Origin of the sequence: Desulfosalsimonas sp. (assembly GCF_046483245.1) — a bacterium.
Classification (GTDB): domain Bacteria; phylum Desulfobacterota; class Desulfobacteria; order Desulfobacterales; family Desulfosalsimonadaceae; genus Desulfosalsimonas.
The window spans coordinates 14,555-30,137 of the sequence record NZ_JAWODO010000044.1 but is presented as its reverse complement, the minus strand read 5'-3'; the positions used below and the strand labels follow the sequence as shown (position 1 = coordinate 30,137).

The 15,583-nt window shown below is 55.1% G+C and carries 15 protein-coding genes; 13 read left to right on the top strand and 2 right to left on the bottom strand.

Annotated features, from left to right (window positions below; all coding sequences use genetic code 11):
- Positions 1 to 19: 19 nt before the first annotated feature.
- The 12 genes from tssH (at position 20) to R6U41_RS04500 (ending at position 13,220) form a co-directional block, all read left to right on the top strand.
- On the top strand, positions 20 to 2,107 hold the full coding sequence (tssH, locus tag R6U41_RS04555; protein WP_410268652.1) for a type VI secretion system ATPase TssH: 2,088 nt from the start codon (positions 20 to 22) through the stop codon (positions 2,105 to 2,107).
- Positions 2,083 to 2,649, top strand: a complete 567-nt coding sequence (locus R6U41_RS04550; RefSeq protein WP_410268651.1) for an AAA family ATPase — start codon at positions 2,083 to 2,085, stop codon at positions 2,647 to 2,649. Before tssH ends, R6U41_RS04550 begins: the two co-directional genes overlap by 25 nt.
- 98 nt (positions 2,650 to 2,747) lie before the next feature.
- Positions 2,748 to 5,501 (top strand): type VI secretion system Vgr family protein, encoded by a 2,754-nt coding sequence (locus R6U41_RS04545; RefSeq protein WP_410268650.1) that lies wholly within the window; start codon positions 2,748 to 2,750, stop codon positions 5,499 to 5,501.
- Positions 5,502 to 5,519: 18 nt separating this feature from the next.
- A complete protein-coding gene (locus tag R6U41_RS04540; protein ID WP_410268649.1) occupies positions 5,520 to 8,459 on the top strand; it encodes a DUF2169 domain-containing protein in 2,940 nt (979 codons plus the stop codon).
- On the top strand, positions 8,459 to 9,511 hold the full coding sequence (locus tag R6U41_RS04535) for a pentapeptide repeat-containing protein (protein ID WP_410268648.1): 1,053 nt from the start codon (positions 8,459 to 8,461) through the stop codon (positions 9,509 to 9,511). The genes R6U41_RS04540 and R6U41_RS04535 overlap by 1 nt, the downstream gene beginning before the upstream one ends.
- Complete coding sequence (locus R6U41_RS04530) at positions 9,508 to 10,167, top strand: DUF3540 domain-containing protein (protein WP_410268647.1); 660 nt, start codon at positions 9,508 to 9,510, stop codon at positions 10,165 to 10,167. Before R6U41_RS04535 ends, R6U41_RS04530 begins: the two co-directional genes overlap by 4 nt.
- Positions 10,168 to 10,178: 11 nt before the next feature.
- Entirely contained in the window at positions 10,179 to 10,580 is a 402-nt protein-coding gene (locus R6U41_RS04525) for a DUF4150 domain-containing protein (RefSeq protein ID WP_410268646.1), read from the top strand.
- 75 nt (positions 10,581 to 10,655) lie between these two features.
- Positions 10,656 to 10,964: a hypothetical protein gene (locus R6U41_RS04520; protein WP_410268645.1), complete on the top strand. Its 309-nt coding sequence runs from the start codon at positions 10,656 to 10,658 to the stop codon at positions 10,962 to 10,964.
- A gap of 35 nt (positions 10,965 to 10,999) precedes the next feature.
- Positions 11,000 to 11,329, top strand: a complete 330-nt coding sequence (locus R6U41_RS04515) for an STAS domain-containing protein (RefSeq protein WP_410268644.1) — start codon at positions 11,000 to 11,002, stop codon at positions 11,327 to 11,329.
- On the top strand, positions 11,319 to 11,756 hold the full coding sequence (locus tag R6U41_RS04510) for an ATP-binding protein (protein ID WP_410268643.1): 438 nt from the start codon (positions 11,319 to 11,321) through the stop codon (positions 11,754 to 11,756). Before R6U41_RS04515 ends, R6U41_RS04510 begins: the two co-directional genes overlap by 11 nt.
- Before the next feature lie 88 nt (positions 11,757 to 11,844).
- Positions 11,845 to 12,627, top strand: a complete 783-nt coding sequence (locus tag R6U41_RS04505; RefSeq protein ID WP_410268642.1) for a hypothetical protein — start codon at positions 11,845 to 11,847, stop codon at positions 12,625 to 12,627.
- A gap of 134 nt (positions 12,628 to 12,761) precedes the next feature.
- Entirely contained in the window at positions 12,762 to 13,220 is a 459-nt protein-coding gene (locus tag R6U41_RS04500) for a ferritin-like domain-containing protein (RefSeq protein ID WP_410268641.1), read from the top strand.
- Between the two features lie 120 nt (positions 13,221 to 13,340).
- Here the strand turns inward: R6U41_RS04500 and R6U41_RS04495 are convergent, their stop codons facing one another.
- Positions 13,341 to 13,541 (bottom strand): cold-shock protein, encoded by a 201-nt coding sequence (locus R6U41_RS04495; RefSeq protein WP_410268640.1) that lies wholly within the window; start codon positions 13,539 to 13,541, stop codon positions 13,341 to 13,343.
- A gap of 330 nt (positions 13,542 to 13,871) precedes the next feature.
- Here R6U41_RS04495 and R6U41_RS04490 point away from each other — a divergent pair, with 330 nt between their 5' ends.
- Complete coding sequence (locus R6U41_RS04490) at positions 13,872 to 14,753, top strand: DegV family protein (protein ID WP_410268639.1); 882 nt, start codon at positions 13,872 to 13,874, stop codon at positions 14,751 to 14,753.
- Positions 14,754 to 14,828: 75 nt separating this feature from the next.
- On the opposite strand, the gene R6U41_RS04485 is transcribed toward R6U41_RS04490, so the two are convergent.
- Entirely contained in the window at positions 14,829 to 15,539 is a 711-nt protein-coding gene (locus R6U41_RS04485) for a nuclease-related domain-containing protein (protein WP_410268638.1), read from the bottom strand.
- Positions 15,540 to 15,583 lie beyond the last annotated feature (44 nt).

Sequence of the window (15,583 nt, the reverse complement as noted above, 5' to 3'; positions counted from 1 at the left end):
ATAAACCACGGAGACTGAAATGGACCATGATATCAAATCCCTGTTTTCCAAACTAAACGACCAGAGTACCAATGTCTTGCACAATGCCGTGGGCCTGTGTGTATCCCGGACCAATTACGAGATCACCGTGGAGCAGTTTCTGCTCAAGAGCCTGGAAGACACCTCCGGTGATATTCAGGTGATTCTGCGATACTTTGAAATCGACCCGGCCCGGGTCAGCTCGGCGTTAACCGACGCACTGGAGGACCAGAAGGCCGGCAACCCGGGAAAACCCACATTTTCGCCCCTGCTGGTGGAGTTGTTTGAAAAGGCCTGGATGATCACCTCCATTGACCTGGGCGCCAGGCGTGTGCGTACCGGCGCGATTCTGACAGCGTTTTTGACCCGGCCCACATACTTTGGCAGCGGCCCGTTTGTGGATCTGCTTAAAAAAATCAACCGCGAGACCCTGCAAAGCAATTTTTGGAAAATCACCGAGGGTTCCTCGGAGCAGCAGCAGGCGCAACAGGAAGGCGGGGAAGCCGGGGACGCATCCGGGGCTCCGGGGGCAGACGGGTATCTGGCCAAATATTGCCAGGATTTTACCGCCAAGGCCACGGCCGGGGATATTGACCCGGTATTCGGCCGCGAAGAAGAGATTCACCAGATCATTGACGTGCTGGCCCGCCGCCGGAAAAACAACCCCATCCTGGTGGGCGAGCCGGGGGTGGGCAAAACCGCGGTGATCGAAGGCCTGGCCCTTCGCATTACAGAAGATGACGTTCCGGAAATGCTGCAAAACGTAACCCTGCTGGGCCTGGACATGGGGGCCCTGGAAGCGGGTGCCGGCATGAAAGGCGAATTTGAAAACCGGCTCAAGGGGGTGTTAAGCGAGATCAAGGCCTCGGAAAAGCCCATTATTCTGTTTATCGACGAAGCCCACACCCTGATCGGCGCCGGCGGTTCGGCCGGCAGCTCGGATGCCGCCAATCTTCTCAAACCCGCCCTGGCCCGGGGTGAGATCAAAACCTGTGCAGCCACCACCTGGAGTGAATACAAGAAATACTTTGAAAAAGACCCGGCCCTGGCCCGGCGCTTTCAGCTCATTAAGCTGGCAGAGCCGGATGTATCCGTGGCAACCCTGATTCTGCGGGGCCTTAAGGACAATTACGAGGCCTCCCACAAGGTCATTGTCAGAGACGATGCCATTGTTGCGGCCGCCGAGTATGCGGACCGCTATATCAGCGGCCGGTTTCTGCCGGACAAGGCCATTGATCTGCTGGATACGAGCTGTGCGCGCATCAAGATCAACCTCTCGGCCAAGCCGCCGGTCTTAACCGACGCCGAACGGGCCCGCCAGGCCCTGGAGCGCGAAAAACGGGCCCTGGACCGGGACCGGGACAACGGCATTGAAGTCGAGGCGGAGCGATACGAGCAGCTGCTTGCGGCCATGGAAGACCGGGACCGGCAGATTGAAACCATCACGGCGCGCTGGCAGCAGGAAAAAAACCAGGCCGCCGCGGTCGTCGATATCCGTGATCAGATCCAGGCCCTGGAAGGAGGCGGCAACGGGGAAAAGGAAGCGCTCAACGTCCAGCTGGCCGAAGCCGCAAAAGCGCTTGCCGGTATCCAGAAAAACGATCCCATGGTGCGCATCGAGGTTTGCCCGGACGTGGTGGGAAAGGTGGTTTCGGACTGGACCGGCATCCCGCTTGGCAAAATCCAGCGGGATCAGGTACAGACCATAATAAATATCGAAAATCGGCTCGGCGAGCGCATCAAGGGCCAGGATCACGCCATTGCCGCCATCGGGGAAGTGATCAAGGCCGCCAAGTCCGGTATTAAAAACCCGGACCAGCCCCTGGGCGTGTTTCTTCTTGTGGGCCCCAGCGGGGTGGGCAAGACCGAAACCGGCCTGGGCGTGGCCGATCTTTTGTTCGGCGGGGAGCACAACATTGTGACCATCAACATGAGCGAGTTCCAGGAGCGCCATTCCACCAGCCGGCTGATCGGCTCGCCTCCGGGCTATGTGGGTTATGGCGAAGGCGGGATGCTGTCTGAGGCCGTTCGCCAGAACCCCTATTCCGTGGTGCTTTTAGATAGGTGGAAAAGGCCCATCCGGACGTGATGAACCTGTTTTACCAGGTCTTTGACAAAGGCACCCTGTCTGACGGCGAAGGCAAGGATATCAATTTCAAAAACACCGTGATTATTCTCACCAGCAACCTGGCAACGGATGTGATCCAGGAAATGACACATGGTGAAGAAGATATTCCGCCCATGGACGCGGTGATGGGCGCGGTTCGCCCCTTGCTGTCCAAGCACTTCAAGCCCGCACTTCTGGCCCGGATGACCGTGGTGCCCTATTACAGTCTCAATCCCGAGGCCATGGCCCGGGTGGTGGGGCTCAAACTGGCCAAACTGCAAAAGACCATGCAGCAAAACAACAAGATCCAGCTCACCTACAGCGATGATGTGGTCGAGCAGATCACCGCCCGATGCGCCGAGGTGGAGACCGGGGCCCGCAACATCGACTACATCCTGCAGGGCAAGGTCATGCCGCAGATTTCCCAGACGCTTTTGCAGGGCATGGGCGAAGACGGCGAACTGCCCGGCACCATCTCGCTGACAACCGGCGAGCAGGGAGAGTTTCAGATTGCATTTGGATAAGCCAAACCGCATCCGGGTTTTGACCGGAGACCGGGATGCGCTCTATCCGGTGACAAGCGACTCCGCCCGGGCCGGGCGGGAACAAGGAGAAATACCCAATGGCGGTCAATGAAAAACGGTTTTCTTTTGTTTCACTTGGCATTCCCGGAGATATTTTCGGGGTGGTGCGCTTTAGCGGCACCGAGGGACTGTCGAGGATCTACGAGTTTGAAATCCAGCTCGTGTCCGCGGATATGGAGCTGGATCTAAACGAAATCATTCAGAATCCGGCCCGGCTCACGTTTTTGCGCGAGGAAGGCAATATTTGCTTTAACGGAATTGTCTCGGAGTTTGAGCAGCTCCATCAGGTCGGGGACATGTGCTTTTACAGCGCACGCCTGGTGCCCAGAATCTGGTGGCTGACCCAGACGCCTTTTAACCAGGTTTTTCTCGACAAAAGCGTGCCGGAGATCATCGAACAGGTCCTTCGCTCCGGGGGTCTGATAAATGATGATTTTGATATCCGCCTGGAAGGAAACTATCCGAAATGGGAATATGTGTGCCAGTACCGCGAAACCCATATGCATTTTGTCCGGCGCTTAATGGAGCGCGAGGGCATTTATTATTACTTTGAGCAGACCGGTTCGGGTGAAAAACTCATTATCACCGATACCCGCATGGCCCACACATACATGGCAGAAGGCCGGAGCATTTACTATTCCCCGCCAAGCGGCCTGGATACCTTGTACCGGGAGGAGGTCATCAAGAATTTTTTCTGCCGCCAGAAAATGGTGCCCAAATCCGTCCATCTCAGGGATCATAACTTCGGCCGCCCGGAGCTGCCGCTGGAAGGATCCGCGGATGTGTTTGAAGAAGGCCACGGCCAGGTCTACTTCTACGGGGATCACTTCACAAGCCCGGAGCAGGCCGGCCGGCTGACCCGTATCCGGGCCGAGTCCTACCAGTGCTGGATGCAGACCTTTTTCGGAGACACCACCATCCCGTTTCTCCGGCCCGGCTACAGCTTTCATCTGGAGAATCATTTCCGTGCGGCATTCAACCAGGACTATCTGACCGTGGAAGTTTCCCACCAGGGAAACCAGGCATCATTTATGCTCGCGGGCCTGCCCGGGCAGGTCCCGGAGCAGGAAGCCGGCCCCGCATACGTCAACCGGGTCACGGCCCTGCCGGCATCGGTGCAGTTCCGCCCGGAGCCCAAAACCGAAAAATCCCGTTTTTACGGCACGCTAAACGCCCGCATTGATGCGGCCGGCGACGGCACCTATGCGGAACTCGACGCCGAGGGCCGCTACAAGGTGATTCTGCCCTTTGACCGAAGCGGCCGAAGCGGCGGCAAGGCCTCGGCCTGGATCCGAATGATGCAGCCCTATGCCGGCTCCAACCAGGGAATGCACTTTCCCCTGCACAAGGGCACCGAGGTGCTTTTGACCTTTATCGAGGGGGATCCGGACCGGCCGGTCATTGCCGGGGCCGTGCCCACCCCCCAGGCAATCAGCCCGGTAAACGAGCGCAACCAGACCAAGTCGATGATTCAGACCGGGCGCGGCAACCTGCTGGGGGGCAACAATTACATCGAGTTTGAGGACAAAAGCCGGCATGAAGCCATCCGGATCCATTCCCCGGGGGACGTGTGGCGCGAGGCCCAGAACCGTTACGGGGAGTATCATGCCTATCGCCCGCAGGATTCGCTTTCAGACGGCCGGGAGCCCAAGATCGAAGATTTGAAATCCAACTTCGGCCCCGGCGGCGGCTACAACCCCACCGGCATGATCGATATCCACAACAGCCATCAGCCCCAGGCGGATTTCTATAACGATGTTTTCAGAAATGCCCATGTGCACCTGTCCTCCCTTGATACGGTCACCACTCAGGAAGGCAATATATACGACTTCGGCGGCTACTGGAATTACAACCTGGGCAACTGCTACGTGGAAGAACACCTGGACCAGAGCCCGGAGTTAAACAAAGAACACGACTACGACCTGCTGGATGCGGGCGGGCCGAACTGGAACGGCTGGCGCACGGTCAAGTCAGAAGAGCACGGCGGATCCACAAACCAATTGATCGATCTCGCCCATGAGGCCTCGGACGGCTGGAACAACATCTGGGTGGAAAAACATTTCGGCGACACCTACGAATACACCGATGGCAGCACGATTTCCGTGACAAAGGGCTCATCCCAGGAAATCCAGGTGGGCGGCCGTCACGTGGAGGAAAAATACAACGGCAAGGGCAAAAAAACCCTTTACAGCGTTTCTGAAAAGGGAAAGACCGAGGAGACAAAATGGTGCGCCCATACGGGCAACATGCTGTCTTACAGCATCAGCCAGAAACAGCCCAATGCCGTGCACAGCTTTGATTTCAAGTGGGCCAACACCATGTCAATGGACATGAAGTTTGCCGCCAGCACCTCTCTTGACTTTACCATGGCCGCCAGCACCGCTTTTAATTTTACAATGGCTTCGAGCCTGGCTTTTGACTTCAAGCGGGCGGCCACCCTGGACCTGACCGTTGCCAAGGGGCTGCAGACAGAAATCGGCTCCTACACCGGGGGAAAAATCGGCCTGTCCGCCTTTAAAGGACTGTCGCTGAATGCGTCCATGCACCAGGCCGCGGCCATAGACCTTTCAAGCTACAAGGGCCTGAAACTGGGGCTGGAATCGTTTAAGGGCCTGTCTCTTTCAGTGCAGACCGGGCTTGCCCTTGCCATTGAATGCGATCTGCGGACGACCGGAAAAATTAAGATTGATAAAAATGACGGCAAATTGTCTGTCAAGACCAGCGGGATGCTCGAATTTGCCAAGGAGACAGGCTTAAAGGCCGCAGTTGACACCCTTCGCGTCAGGATGTAGAGGAAAAAACCACAAAACATGCATGTTATCCAACCATACCGCCCCCTGCAGGCGGGCCTCAACCATCGGGTGATGGAGCAAAACCGGCGTTTTTTCTTTGTGGTCTCGGCCACGCTGGGCATTGACCTGTGCTCCGGCAAGGCCCGCCTGGATGTTGATTTTTTAAAGGACGCATTTGAAGCCATGGCCGACAATCCCACCCCGGAGATGGGCATGCCCAAGCCCCGGGGCGAGTTTCTGGTCACGGGCGCATTTTTCGCACCCGGCGGCCGGGCGGTCACCGGCGGCGAGGTCCGGGTGCGCCTGGGGCAGAGTGAAAAATCCCTTTACGTGTTCGGCCCCCGCAGATGGAAAACCGGCGGTCTGCCCTCTTCTCCGGAGCCGATCACAACCCTGCCGGTGGATTACGCCCATGCATTCGGCGGTCCCGATTACCCCAAAAACCCCGACGGTATGGGACATAACGACGGGCGGCTGCCCTGCATTGAAAATCCGGACCGCCTGATCACCTCCGCCGGTGATGCGCCCGAGCCTGCCGGCATTGCGCCCCTGGTTCTGGACTGTCCCCAGCGCATGCGTTTTCGGGGAACCTACGAAGATGACTACAAGCTGAAATATTACCCCGGATACCCGGAAGACATGGATTGGCGTTTTTTTCTCAACAGCCCGGAGGATCAGTGGATCCAGGGCTATTTTCAGGGCAGCGAATCCTTTGAAATCCAAAACATGCACCCGGAAATGCCGCTTATCAGCGGGGCGCTGCCGGATCTTTACGCCCGGGCCTTTATCCGCCATACCATCGGCACGGAAACACCGGATTTCGGCGAGCTGCCCCTGAACCTGGACACGGTCTGGTTTTTCCCGGGAAAACAGCTGGGCCTGCTTGTTTTCCGGGGTATCACCGAGGTGGCCGATGACGAGGCCACCCAGATCAGTGACGTGCTTCTGGCATATGAAAACCGCCGGGATGAAAAACGCAGCCTCGCCCATTACCACCAGGCCCTGGAAAGGCGGATGACCGGGGAAAATCCGTTTCTCAACTATTTTCAGACCCGGGACCTGATCCCCACCGGCGATCCCACCGCCCTGGCCATTTTTCAGGAAAAAGGCGAGGTGGAACTCGATGACAACAGCGCCTTGTCCCAAAACATCACCGCCCGGGAAGATGCCTGCAGCAAAACCGTGGAGGACAAGGTTGACCAAGCCGCCCGGCAGGCGGAGCAATCCATGGCGGAAACCCGTATGCCGGACACGGCTGCGGCCGCCATGCCCGAAGACGACGCTTTTGATGTGCAAAAGATGATCCGTGAACCGGCCGATCCCGGGTCTGCGCACGACTCTGATCCGGATCTGGACGAATTTACCCGCAAGCTCGAAGAGATTATGCCCGGTATCACCTCCGGGAAGGGCGGCAAAGTGGACCTGGAGGATTTCCCTTTTGACCGCATCGGTGAAATCGCCGATGCCGCAGAGGTCATGGGCCAAAAAAAGGATGAGCAGGCCCGGGAAAAACTTCGGGAACAGATCACCAATGTCCGCGACACACTGAAAAGCCAAATGGCCGAAACCCGGGAAAGCGGCCTGGAAATGCCCGATGATGCCAGCCATGAACTCCGGGAACTCGACGATCAGATAAATGCACTGGAGGCGGAACAAGACCCAACCCCGCCCCCGCAGCCCCTGCCCCGGGTCAATGCTGAAGCGCTCATGGAAAAACTCCCCCTTCGCCTGCCCGATGAAGCCATGGCCGCCATGGCGCATTTGCAGGGCTTGAAATCCATTGGCGTGGACACCGAACAAACCCGGGACCTGGAGGCGCAGATCACAGCCGATATGGAAGAGGCCGCAAATCAGATCCGCGAATTGCTCTACGAGCTGGAACAGCAGTTCAGGGCCGGCTATATCATGGGCGCCCATTTCATGGAGGCGGGACTGCCGCCGCACACCAAGCCCGTCAAAGCGGTCCGGGCCGATTTTCTGGATGCTGTGGCCGCCGGCAAGCCCGTTGCCGGAGGGGACTGGGCTTGTATTGATCTTTCCGGCGCACGGCTGGATCAAATGGATTTGTCTGAAGCGTTTTTTGAACAGGTCAATTTTTCCGGCGCGAGCCTGAAAGGCGCAAACCTGAGCGGGGCCTTTCTTGTCCGGGCCGATCTCACCGGGGCCGATCTCACCGGAGCCAATTTACAGGGCGCCAATATGGGTTCGGCAACCGCTGCCGGGTGCATTTTTGTACGGGCCGACTGCCGCAGCGCCGTCTTGTCCAAGGGGGATTTTACAGGAGCGGATTTTACTGCTGCCAGCCTGAAAGAAGCCGAAACGTTGTATGTGCGCATGGATCAGGCGCGTTTTTCCGGGGCCGATGTCTCCGGAATTCAGTTTCTTGAGTCTGATATCCACGGTGCGGATTTCACTGATGCGGACCTTTCCGGGTCATTTTTCCTAAACGGGCGGCTCAGCGATGTCTCCTTTGCCGGTGCGGCCATGACCCGGTGTTTGTTTGCCAACATGATCCTCAAAAACGTCTGCTTTGACCGGGCTGTATTTAACCAAAGCTGTTTTGCCGGAACCGATGCCGAAGCAGTCTGTCTTGAGGGCTTGAGTTTCCGGGAGGCCAACCTGCAGCAATCCAATTTCCAGCGCATGACCCTTCAAAACACCGATTTTTCCGGAGCCGATCTCGAAAACAGCTATTTTGAAAGCGCGGATCTTTCGGGTGCGGATTTCACCGGGGCCAGTGCCAGAAACGCCCAGTTCCGGAGCGCAAACCTCACAGGGGCGAACCTGGAGGGGATCAATCTCATGGGCGGATCCCTTGCCAAAGCCCGGCTGGTACGGGCCAGTCTTGCCCGGGCCAATCTTTTCCAGGTGGATTTTCTGCGGGCCACGATCACGGATACAGACTTTGACGGCAGCAATCTTGACAGCACTTTGATTGCCCACTGGAGGCCGGAATAATGACAGGGGAGGAACTGGCCGCACAGGTCAAAAACGGAGAGGTGTTTTACCAGGAAGATTTTTCGAACACGGATTGCCGGGGTGTGGACCTTTCCGGCGGGATTTTCAGCGAGGTGTGCTTTGATAACTGTGATTTCTCGCAAGCCGGGCTCAAAGAAGCCACCTTTGCCAACTGCTCCATGCAAAACGCGGTGTTTTCCCGGGCCGACATCCGGCAGATCAACTTTGCCCAATGCGGGATGGATCAAGCCCGGTTTTGTCAAATAACGGCCGATTCGGCCAAGTTCATTGAATCATCCATGAAAGGGGCGGATTTTTCCGGCGCCAGGCTCGAAACCTGCTTTTTTACCCATACCGATCTTGAAGCCGCGGTTTTATCCGGACTGGAACTGACCACAACGGCTTTTTCCGGATGCCGGCTGGTCGGGGCGGATTTTTCCGGGGCCCGGGTGGAAAGAAGTTTTTTCCACGACTGTGGTTTTAAGGACAACAACCTTTCCGGCATTACCATTCATTTGTCTTTGTTCCACGGAGCTGATTTTGACGGAACCGATTTTTCCGGGCTGGATCTGACCCAGGTCCAGTTTCATGAATCAAGCCTGAACAATTGCAATTTTGCCCGCACCCGGCTGGACAAAAGCGGGTTTATGCAGGGGGCGCTCACGGGATCGCTTTTTGACGGGGCCAGCCTGGAATACGCCAATTTTTACGAAGCCTCCCTGTCCGGGGCCAGTTTCCGGGAGGCGAACCTGACCCGGGCCGGGCTGCAATACACCATGATATCCGGCTCGGATTTTTCAAACGCCAAAATGATCCAGGCGCAGCTCGAAGGCGCCTGTGCGGAGCAGTCCTCGTTTGCGGGCGCGGACCTGACCTATGCGGACTTTTCCCATGCAAAGCTCAGGGCCTCGGATTTTTCCCGTGCGGCTTTGTATTTAACCAATTTTCATGCCGCAGATGACGAAAAGACCAAATGGTACGGCTCCACGCGCGCCCTGTCCTGGGGAACCAATCAAAGTCGTTTAAAAGCTGAACAATGGGAGAAAAAATGAGCAGCCAAACATCCAAAGTCATTCCAATGGCCGACCAATCTCCGCCAGCTGTCCGGCAGGGCGTGGTCACCGCTGTTGGAGAAAACGGGCTTAGCATTGCCGTTTCCGGAAAAACCGTCCGGGCCCGCAAGGCCTTTTCCTGCATCATTGAACCCGAACTGCAGGACACGGTTTTGTGCTGCCGGGATGACACCGGCACCTTTTTTGTCCTGGCCATCATGGACCGGCCCCGGAATCAGGCCATGAAGCTGATTTTTCCTTCGGATGCCACCCTGGAATCCGCCTCCGGGAGTGTAAACGTGTTTTCCAAAAACGCCATCAACATGGCTGCAAAAGACATCAGCGCGTTTTCCAAAAATGCCGTGCACAAAAGCGATCAGGGCTATATTGCTTTTGACCAAATAACGGCCAGCGGCACCGAGGTTCATGCCAGCTACAAAACCGTCCGGCTCATCAGCGGGCTGATCAACACCATGGCCCGGCAGGTGATTGACAAATTCAAAGGCTATATCCGGCATACCGAGGACAACGACCAGGTCCAGGCCGGCCAGCTGACCCGGCGCACCAGCGGGCTTTATTCCATGGATTCGAGAAATACGGTGATGATAAGCAAAAAAGAAACCAAAATCGACGGCGAAAAAATCTATATGGCCTAAAGGAGGCGTTTATGTTTGCAAACTGCTCAATGCCGGGAATGGATTTTGCCATGCCCGATCCCTGCAAAACACCCACCGGGCCGGTGCCCACCCCGATTCCGTATCCGAACATGACCATGAAAATCATGGGGCTGCTGCCGACGACCAACATGCGCAACCTGCTGACCTTTCTGCCGGCCCACAACATCATGACCACGATGCCCACCAGCATGGGCGATACCACCGGGGTCCTGATGGGCCTGGTGTCCCAGACCATCATGGGCCCGGGGCGCAATGTCCGCTGCAGCGTCAAGACCATTACCCAGGCCATGCCGGTAACCCGCATGCTTGACAACTCCCTGCAGAACCAGGTCAATGCCCCCGGCGGCATGACCCTGGTGCCCGGGCAGTTTAAGGTCATTAACCTAATGTAACCCCCGGGGCGGACCTCAGGGAGTATCAACCCGAAAGTTTGACTGAAAAGCGCAACCAACAAGGAAGCAGACACCATGAGCCAAAATGATGAAAACGAAAGTCCGGATCTTGGTTCCGGGAGCCGGGACATTCAGTTCCACGTGGCCCCGGATCTCGATTATGTCTACCGGGATGTATTTAACGTGTTTGTGGGATCCGGGGATGTAATCATCGAGTTCGGCAACCAGCACCGGGCCATGCCCGGGCATGCCACCATTGCCAACCGCATCGTCATGACCGTGGGCAATGCCTATGGATTGATCCAGACTTTGCAGAAAACACTGGAGGAAGCCCAGATCAAGCTCCATGAGCAAATCCAGGCCCAGAAGAAATCCGGCCGGTAACGGCCCCAAACAATCATCAATCAGGAGTTTTTTCAATGGAGTGTGAAAGCTTTAAACAAGACGATGCCGTCGTGGTCAAGCCCTCGGGCCGCATGGATGCCGGCACCGCGTCGGTGTTTGAAAAAGAATGCGACAAATGGATCGAAAAAGGCGAAACCAATCTGATCGGCGACTTTGAGAACCTGGAATATATCAGCAGCGCGGGCCTGCGAAGCGTTCTGGTGGTGGGCAAAAAGCTCAAACCCGCCGGCGGCGAGCTGGCCTTGTGCAATATGAACGGAATGGTGGAGGAAGTGTTTAGCATGTCGGGATTTAAAAGTATTTTCAATATTTTTGACACACTTGAGGCTGCACTTGAAAGATGATGGCACCGATTTTTCCCACAAGCTGAAACTGCCGGCACACATGGATTCCCTCCATGAATTTATCCAATTCATGGAGCAAAGCGCCGGACAACTGGGCATCGAAGATGCCCTGATCCAAAAACTCAGCCTGGTGGCAGAAGAACTTCTGGTCAACGTGGTTCACTACGCCTACGCGGATACCGGCGAGGACGGCGACATTGAGATGCAATGCGGAATGGCCGATCGGCAAACCTTCTGCATGCGCATTTCTGACAAGGGAAAGCCTTTTGATCCCCTTTCGGCCGCGGAACCCGATCTGACCCGGAACATTGAAGACCGGCCCGTGGGCGGCCTTGGCGTCTATCTGGTCCGGGAACTGGCTGACCATCTGGATTATCAGCGAAAAGACGGCGCCAATGTGGTGCTGTTCTGCAAAAAAGTTTGGTGATACCCCGTTTGCTTGCGGCTGCCTGCAACGGGGCCCCATTGGCCCGGTTAAAACCGCTCCGGACATTTATGAAAAGCAAGGAGAAATCATGAGCAAATCGGTCTGGATCAGCATGATCAAAAAAGATGAAGCCGCCGCACAGGCGGTATACAAGATGGTATCCGGATATGGGCTTGGGGTGTCGGGGCATTTCTGGAAAGATGATCCGGAAAACATGCAATGGGCCGGAGCTGTTTCGGAAATTGCGGCAAAAACAAACGGCCTTTGGCTGATTGCGGGCGATGCGGGTGATTTCACGCCTTCCGTGCTCCGGGACCTGTCATTGCTGGCTCTGTCCGTGCAGGCGCAGAAAGCCGCTCAGCTCCCGGTCATGATACTTACTGATGACCCGGAAGGCCTCGGGGAAAAACTGACCACACCCCTTGCCGGCGCCCAGGTGTTTTCCCCGGACAACCCGGCACTGGGCGCCAAAATCACCGCCAAAGCCAACCTTCCGTTAAAACCCCTTGCAGCCCAATACCGGTTAAATGTCCATGCCATGCCCAAAATCGGCCTTTGGATCGAGGCCGGGCCGGCTGAGGACACCTGGTCGGGTGTCATTGTGGGTGCCGGCGGCAACGGGGCCGCCATAGACGCCATGGGCATCGGGCCGGCGGGTCAAATCCCGGAAAAATCCGTCCTGGAATATCCCGTGCGGGATATGACCCTTGCCCTGGGAGACCGGGAGTTTAGCGCCTGGGCGGCGCAAAACCATGTGTCAGAAACCGAATCGGTCTATGTTCGGATAAAGGGACAGCCCGGTGCGCTGCTGTTTGGCCCGTTTGCCCCTAATGCAGACGAGCTGGATGTCTATACGCTGACGCTGGAATAAACAAGCTGCTTTTCACCCAAATGGCACTGCAAAAGCACACCCTCTAAACATGATGGCTTATTTGACACGGGGCGCAAGTGCGCCTATATCCTGAAAAGAACAGGTTAGATGCCAATAAAGCCGATAGGAGGGAAATGATGAATCACATGCAGTACAAACAGATCCTGACAGATGCAATCCAGGGGGAAATCGATTCTCAGAAGTTTTATCAGGACGCTGCCGGCCGGATGCAGGACAGGTTTTTAAAGGAACTGTTTACCCGGTTTACCCATGAAGAGAAAAAACACGAGGAAATTTTAAGAGGCTTTATGGAGGCCATTCCCGAAACCCTGGCCTTTGACGAAAACCGAAACTACAAGGTTTCTGAAACCATTGACCGCCCCGAGGTCTCTGACAGGATGAAACCTGCAGACGCCTTTGCCCTGGCCATGAAAAAGGAGCAGGAGGCCATGGACCAGTACAACGCCCTGGCCGACGGGTGTATAGACCCGGAGCAGGCGCAGATGTTTCGCAGCCTTGCGGCCATGGAAAGAGAGCATAAACTCAAAATGGAGCAGGCGTTTGTGGACATCGGGTACCCGGAGGTATGGTAGTTATAAGGGGCGACGGGGGCTGCATCCACATCTTTTTCATATAACACCCAAAAGAAAAATTGCAGGTAAAAAGGGTGCTTCCCCGTCCCGGAAAACACCCTTTTTATTGGATTAAGGCTTTTACTGCACTGTTACATTAGCTGCAGCCGGACCCTTTTGTCCCTGCTCAACCTCAAAGCTCACCTTGTCCCCTTCGTTCAATGTTTTAAAACCCTCTGCATTGATGGCGGAAAAATGAACGAATACGTCGGGGCCGTCTTCTCTTTCGATAAAACCAAAACCTTTTTGTTCATTAAACCACTTTACTGTTCCCTGTTCCATGGTGCTGTCTCCTCCTTTGATCACATACAATATTTTTGGTCCTTTGTTAAAGGCCACAGTTTTTACGGTAACAAGACAAAAACTGAAAAACAACCTTTTTTCATATGGCAAGGGACAAGAAAATGGCAAATCCCCTTCCGATCTTCAACCCAACAGCAGGATCTTCGGTAATGGCGCAGGGTCTTGGGAAACCACCGCCCGCTGTTGGCCGGGATCAAAGGATTTTGTGTACGGATTCTTTCATCAAATAACGAGTTGACACAATCAGGGCATCGGTTATATGATGTTATTTCAAGTCTTTTGCTCACATTCAAAATAAAAGAGGTGATCATGGCCAAAAGTTTTGCGGTTGTTTGCGACTCAACGGCTGATTTTCCGCCCGGCATGGCAGAGCAGCTGGGCCTGCACATCCTGCCTGTTCACATTGTCGTGGAAAAAAAGGACCACCTGCATGGGCAAACCATTACCAACAAAGAAGTGGTGAAAAAGCTAAAGAAAAAAAAGCAGGTATACACCACCCCGTTTTATCCTTATGAATGCACGAAACTTTTTGACTCACTGCTCCAGGGCCATGACGAAGTCATCTCCCTTCACCTGTCCAAAGAAATCTCGGGAAATTATAAAAGTGCATGCGCGGCACGCAAATTCATGGGGCAAAAGGATGCGCAGCGGGTTCACATCCTGGATCTCGGAAGTGTCAGTATCAGTTTGAGCCTTTTGGTCAAAAAAGCGGTTGAACTCCTCAACGAAGGCGTACCTCCGGCAAATCTGCAAAAGCATCTCGCCCCCTATCAGGAAAATGTATTCATGGCGTTTACGGTTGAAAACCTGGTCTGGTTGAAAAAGGGCGGCCGGGTCAACGCGTTTGAGGCCTTTGTGGGAAACATGCTGAATATCAAGCCGATCATCCAGCTCCGGGAAGCCCGCCTGGATCCCGTCGAGCGGCACCGCGGAAAAAAAACCGCCGTGTCGCATCTGGTGTCATTGGCGCAGCAAAACCATGAAAAATTTAAAAACTGCGATATCTGGATGGCGTATGCAGACAACCTCGAGGAAATCATGGTCGCCAGGGAAAAGCTTGCCGCGGCCATTGGCAAGCCGGCAGAAAGTATCCTGCTGACCGAGGTTGGCGCGACAATTTCTGTGCATACCGGACCCGGCAGCATAGCGATCGCCATGCTGCCGCAAAAAAGCCCCAGCAAAGCCGCTTGACAAATAAAGGCACAAAGGCAAATAAATCACATCACCAGGGCGCAGGAAATCATTGGTTTGCGTCTGCTGCGGGGCCTACATGTACATCTTTTTCATGTAAAACGCAAAACCCTCGGCATGTTCCCGGTCGATAGGAAAGGCCAGCTTGCCGTCAATGGTATCATTGAGGTCTTCGATGGTGGTGATGGCAATACCGTTGAATTCCGTCATGGCACCGGCATGGGTATCCGGCACAACGAGTATGGGAACAGGCATTATCTCAAGGCCTTTAAAGCCCTTTCGAATGATGATATTGATCAGATGACAAAGCCGCCACGTCCTGTCTGTGAGGGCCTCCAGGCTGTTTTCCCCGGCAAAAAGCGCATTGCTCAAAATCTGCAGTCTTTCTGTGTGATGGACCCTGCTCACAACGAACATCCCGTTTTTTGAGACAATCAGGTGGTCCACGTTAAACAGCTCAAAAGAGAAATTGCTGAAAATAAAATAGGCATCATCGAGTTGGGAAAGTTTGCGGGTAACGTCTTTTTCAAAGGATTTGATGGCATTGAACTCATTTTTGTTCAATATTTTTTTCCAACCCAGGGGATTGGCCTTCCTGGACACGAAAACAATCAGCACGGCAATCACAAGGACGATAAACAGGATCGTGGGAAGCTCGTCTTTCCAGTCTTGTGCAAAAAAAAGCATGCTCCCGGCCAGCACCGCTGCCGAGAGAATTACAAAAAAAACATGTTTTGAAACGGGATTGCCCGTTTGTTTCTCTGTTTTGTCCTCGATATAGGCCATCGAATATCCAGTGCAATTCATGTTTTGTGCCTGCTGCCCGGCAC

Coding starts and splice junctions, on each gene's coding strand:
- R6U41_RS04500 (WP_410268641.1), top strand. CDS start 12,762: ATGATGAATCACATGCAGTACAAACAGATCCTGACAGATGCAATCCAG.
- R6U41_RS04495 (WP_410268640.1), bottom strand. CDS start 13,541: ATGGAACAGGGAACAGTAAAGTGGTTTAATGAACAAAAAGGTTTTGGT.
- R6U41_RS04535 (WP_410268648.1), top strand. CDS start 8,459: ATGACAGGGGAGGAACTGGCCGCACAGGTCAAAAACGGAGAGGTGTTT.
- R6U41_RS04490 (WP_410268639.1), top strand. CDS start 13,872: ATGGCCAAAAGTTTTGCGGTTGTTTGCGACTCAACGGCTGATTTTCCG.
- R6U41_RS04520 (WP_410268645.1), top strand. CDS start 10,656: ATGAGCCAAAATGATGAAAACGAAAGTCCGGATCTTGGTTCCGGGAGC.
- R6U41_RS04525 (WP_410268646.1), top strand. CDS start 10,179: ATGTTTGCAAACTGCTCAATGCCGGGAATGGATTTTGCCATGCCCGAT.
- R6U41_RS04485 (WP_410268638.1), bottom strand. CDS start 15,539: ATGGCCTATATCGAGGACAAAACAGAGAAACAAACGGGCAATCCCGTT.
- R6U41_RS04545 (WP_410268650.1), top strand. CDS start 2,748: ATGGCGGTCAATGAAAAACGGTTTTCTTTTGTTTCACTTGGCATTCCC.
- R6U41_RS04505 (WP_410268642.1), top strand. CDS start 11,845: ATGAGCAAATCGGTCTGGATCAGCATGATCAAAAAAGATGAAGCCGCC.
- tssH (WP_410268652.1), top strand. CDS start 20: ATGGACCATGATATCAAATCCCTGTTTTCCAAACTAAACGACCAGAGT.
- R6U41_RS04530 (WP_410268647.1), top strand. CDS start 9,508: ATGAGCAGCCAAACATCCAAAGTCATTCCAATGGCCGACCAATCTCCG.
- R6U41_RS04515 (WP_410268644.1), top strand. CDS start 11,000: ATGGAGTGTGAAAGCTTTAAACAAGACGATGCCGTCGTGGTCAAGCCC.
- R6U41_RS04540 (WP_410268649.1), top strand. CDS start 5,520: ATGCATGTTATCCAACCATACCGCCCCCTGCAGGCGGGCCTCAACCAT.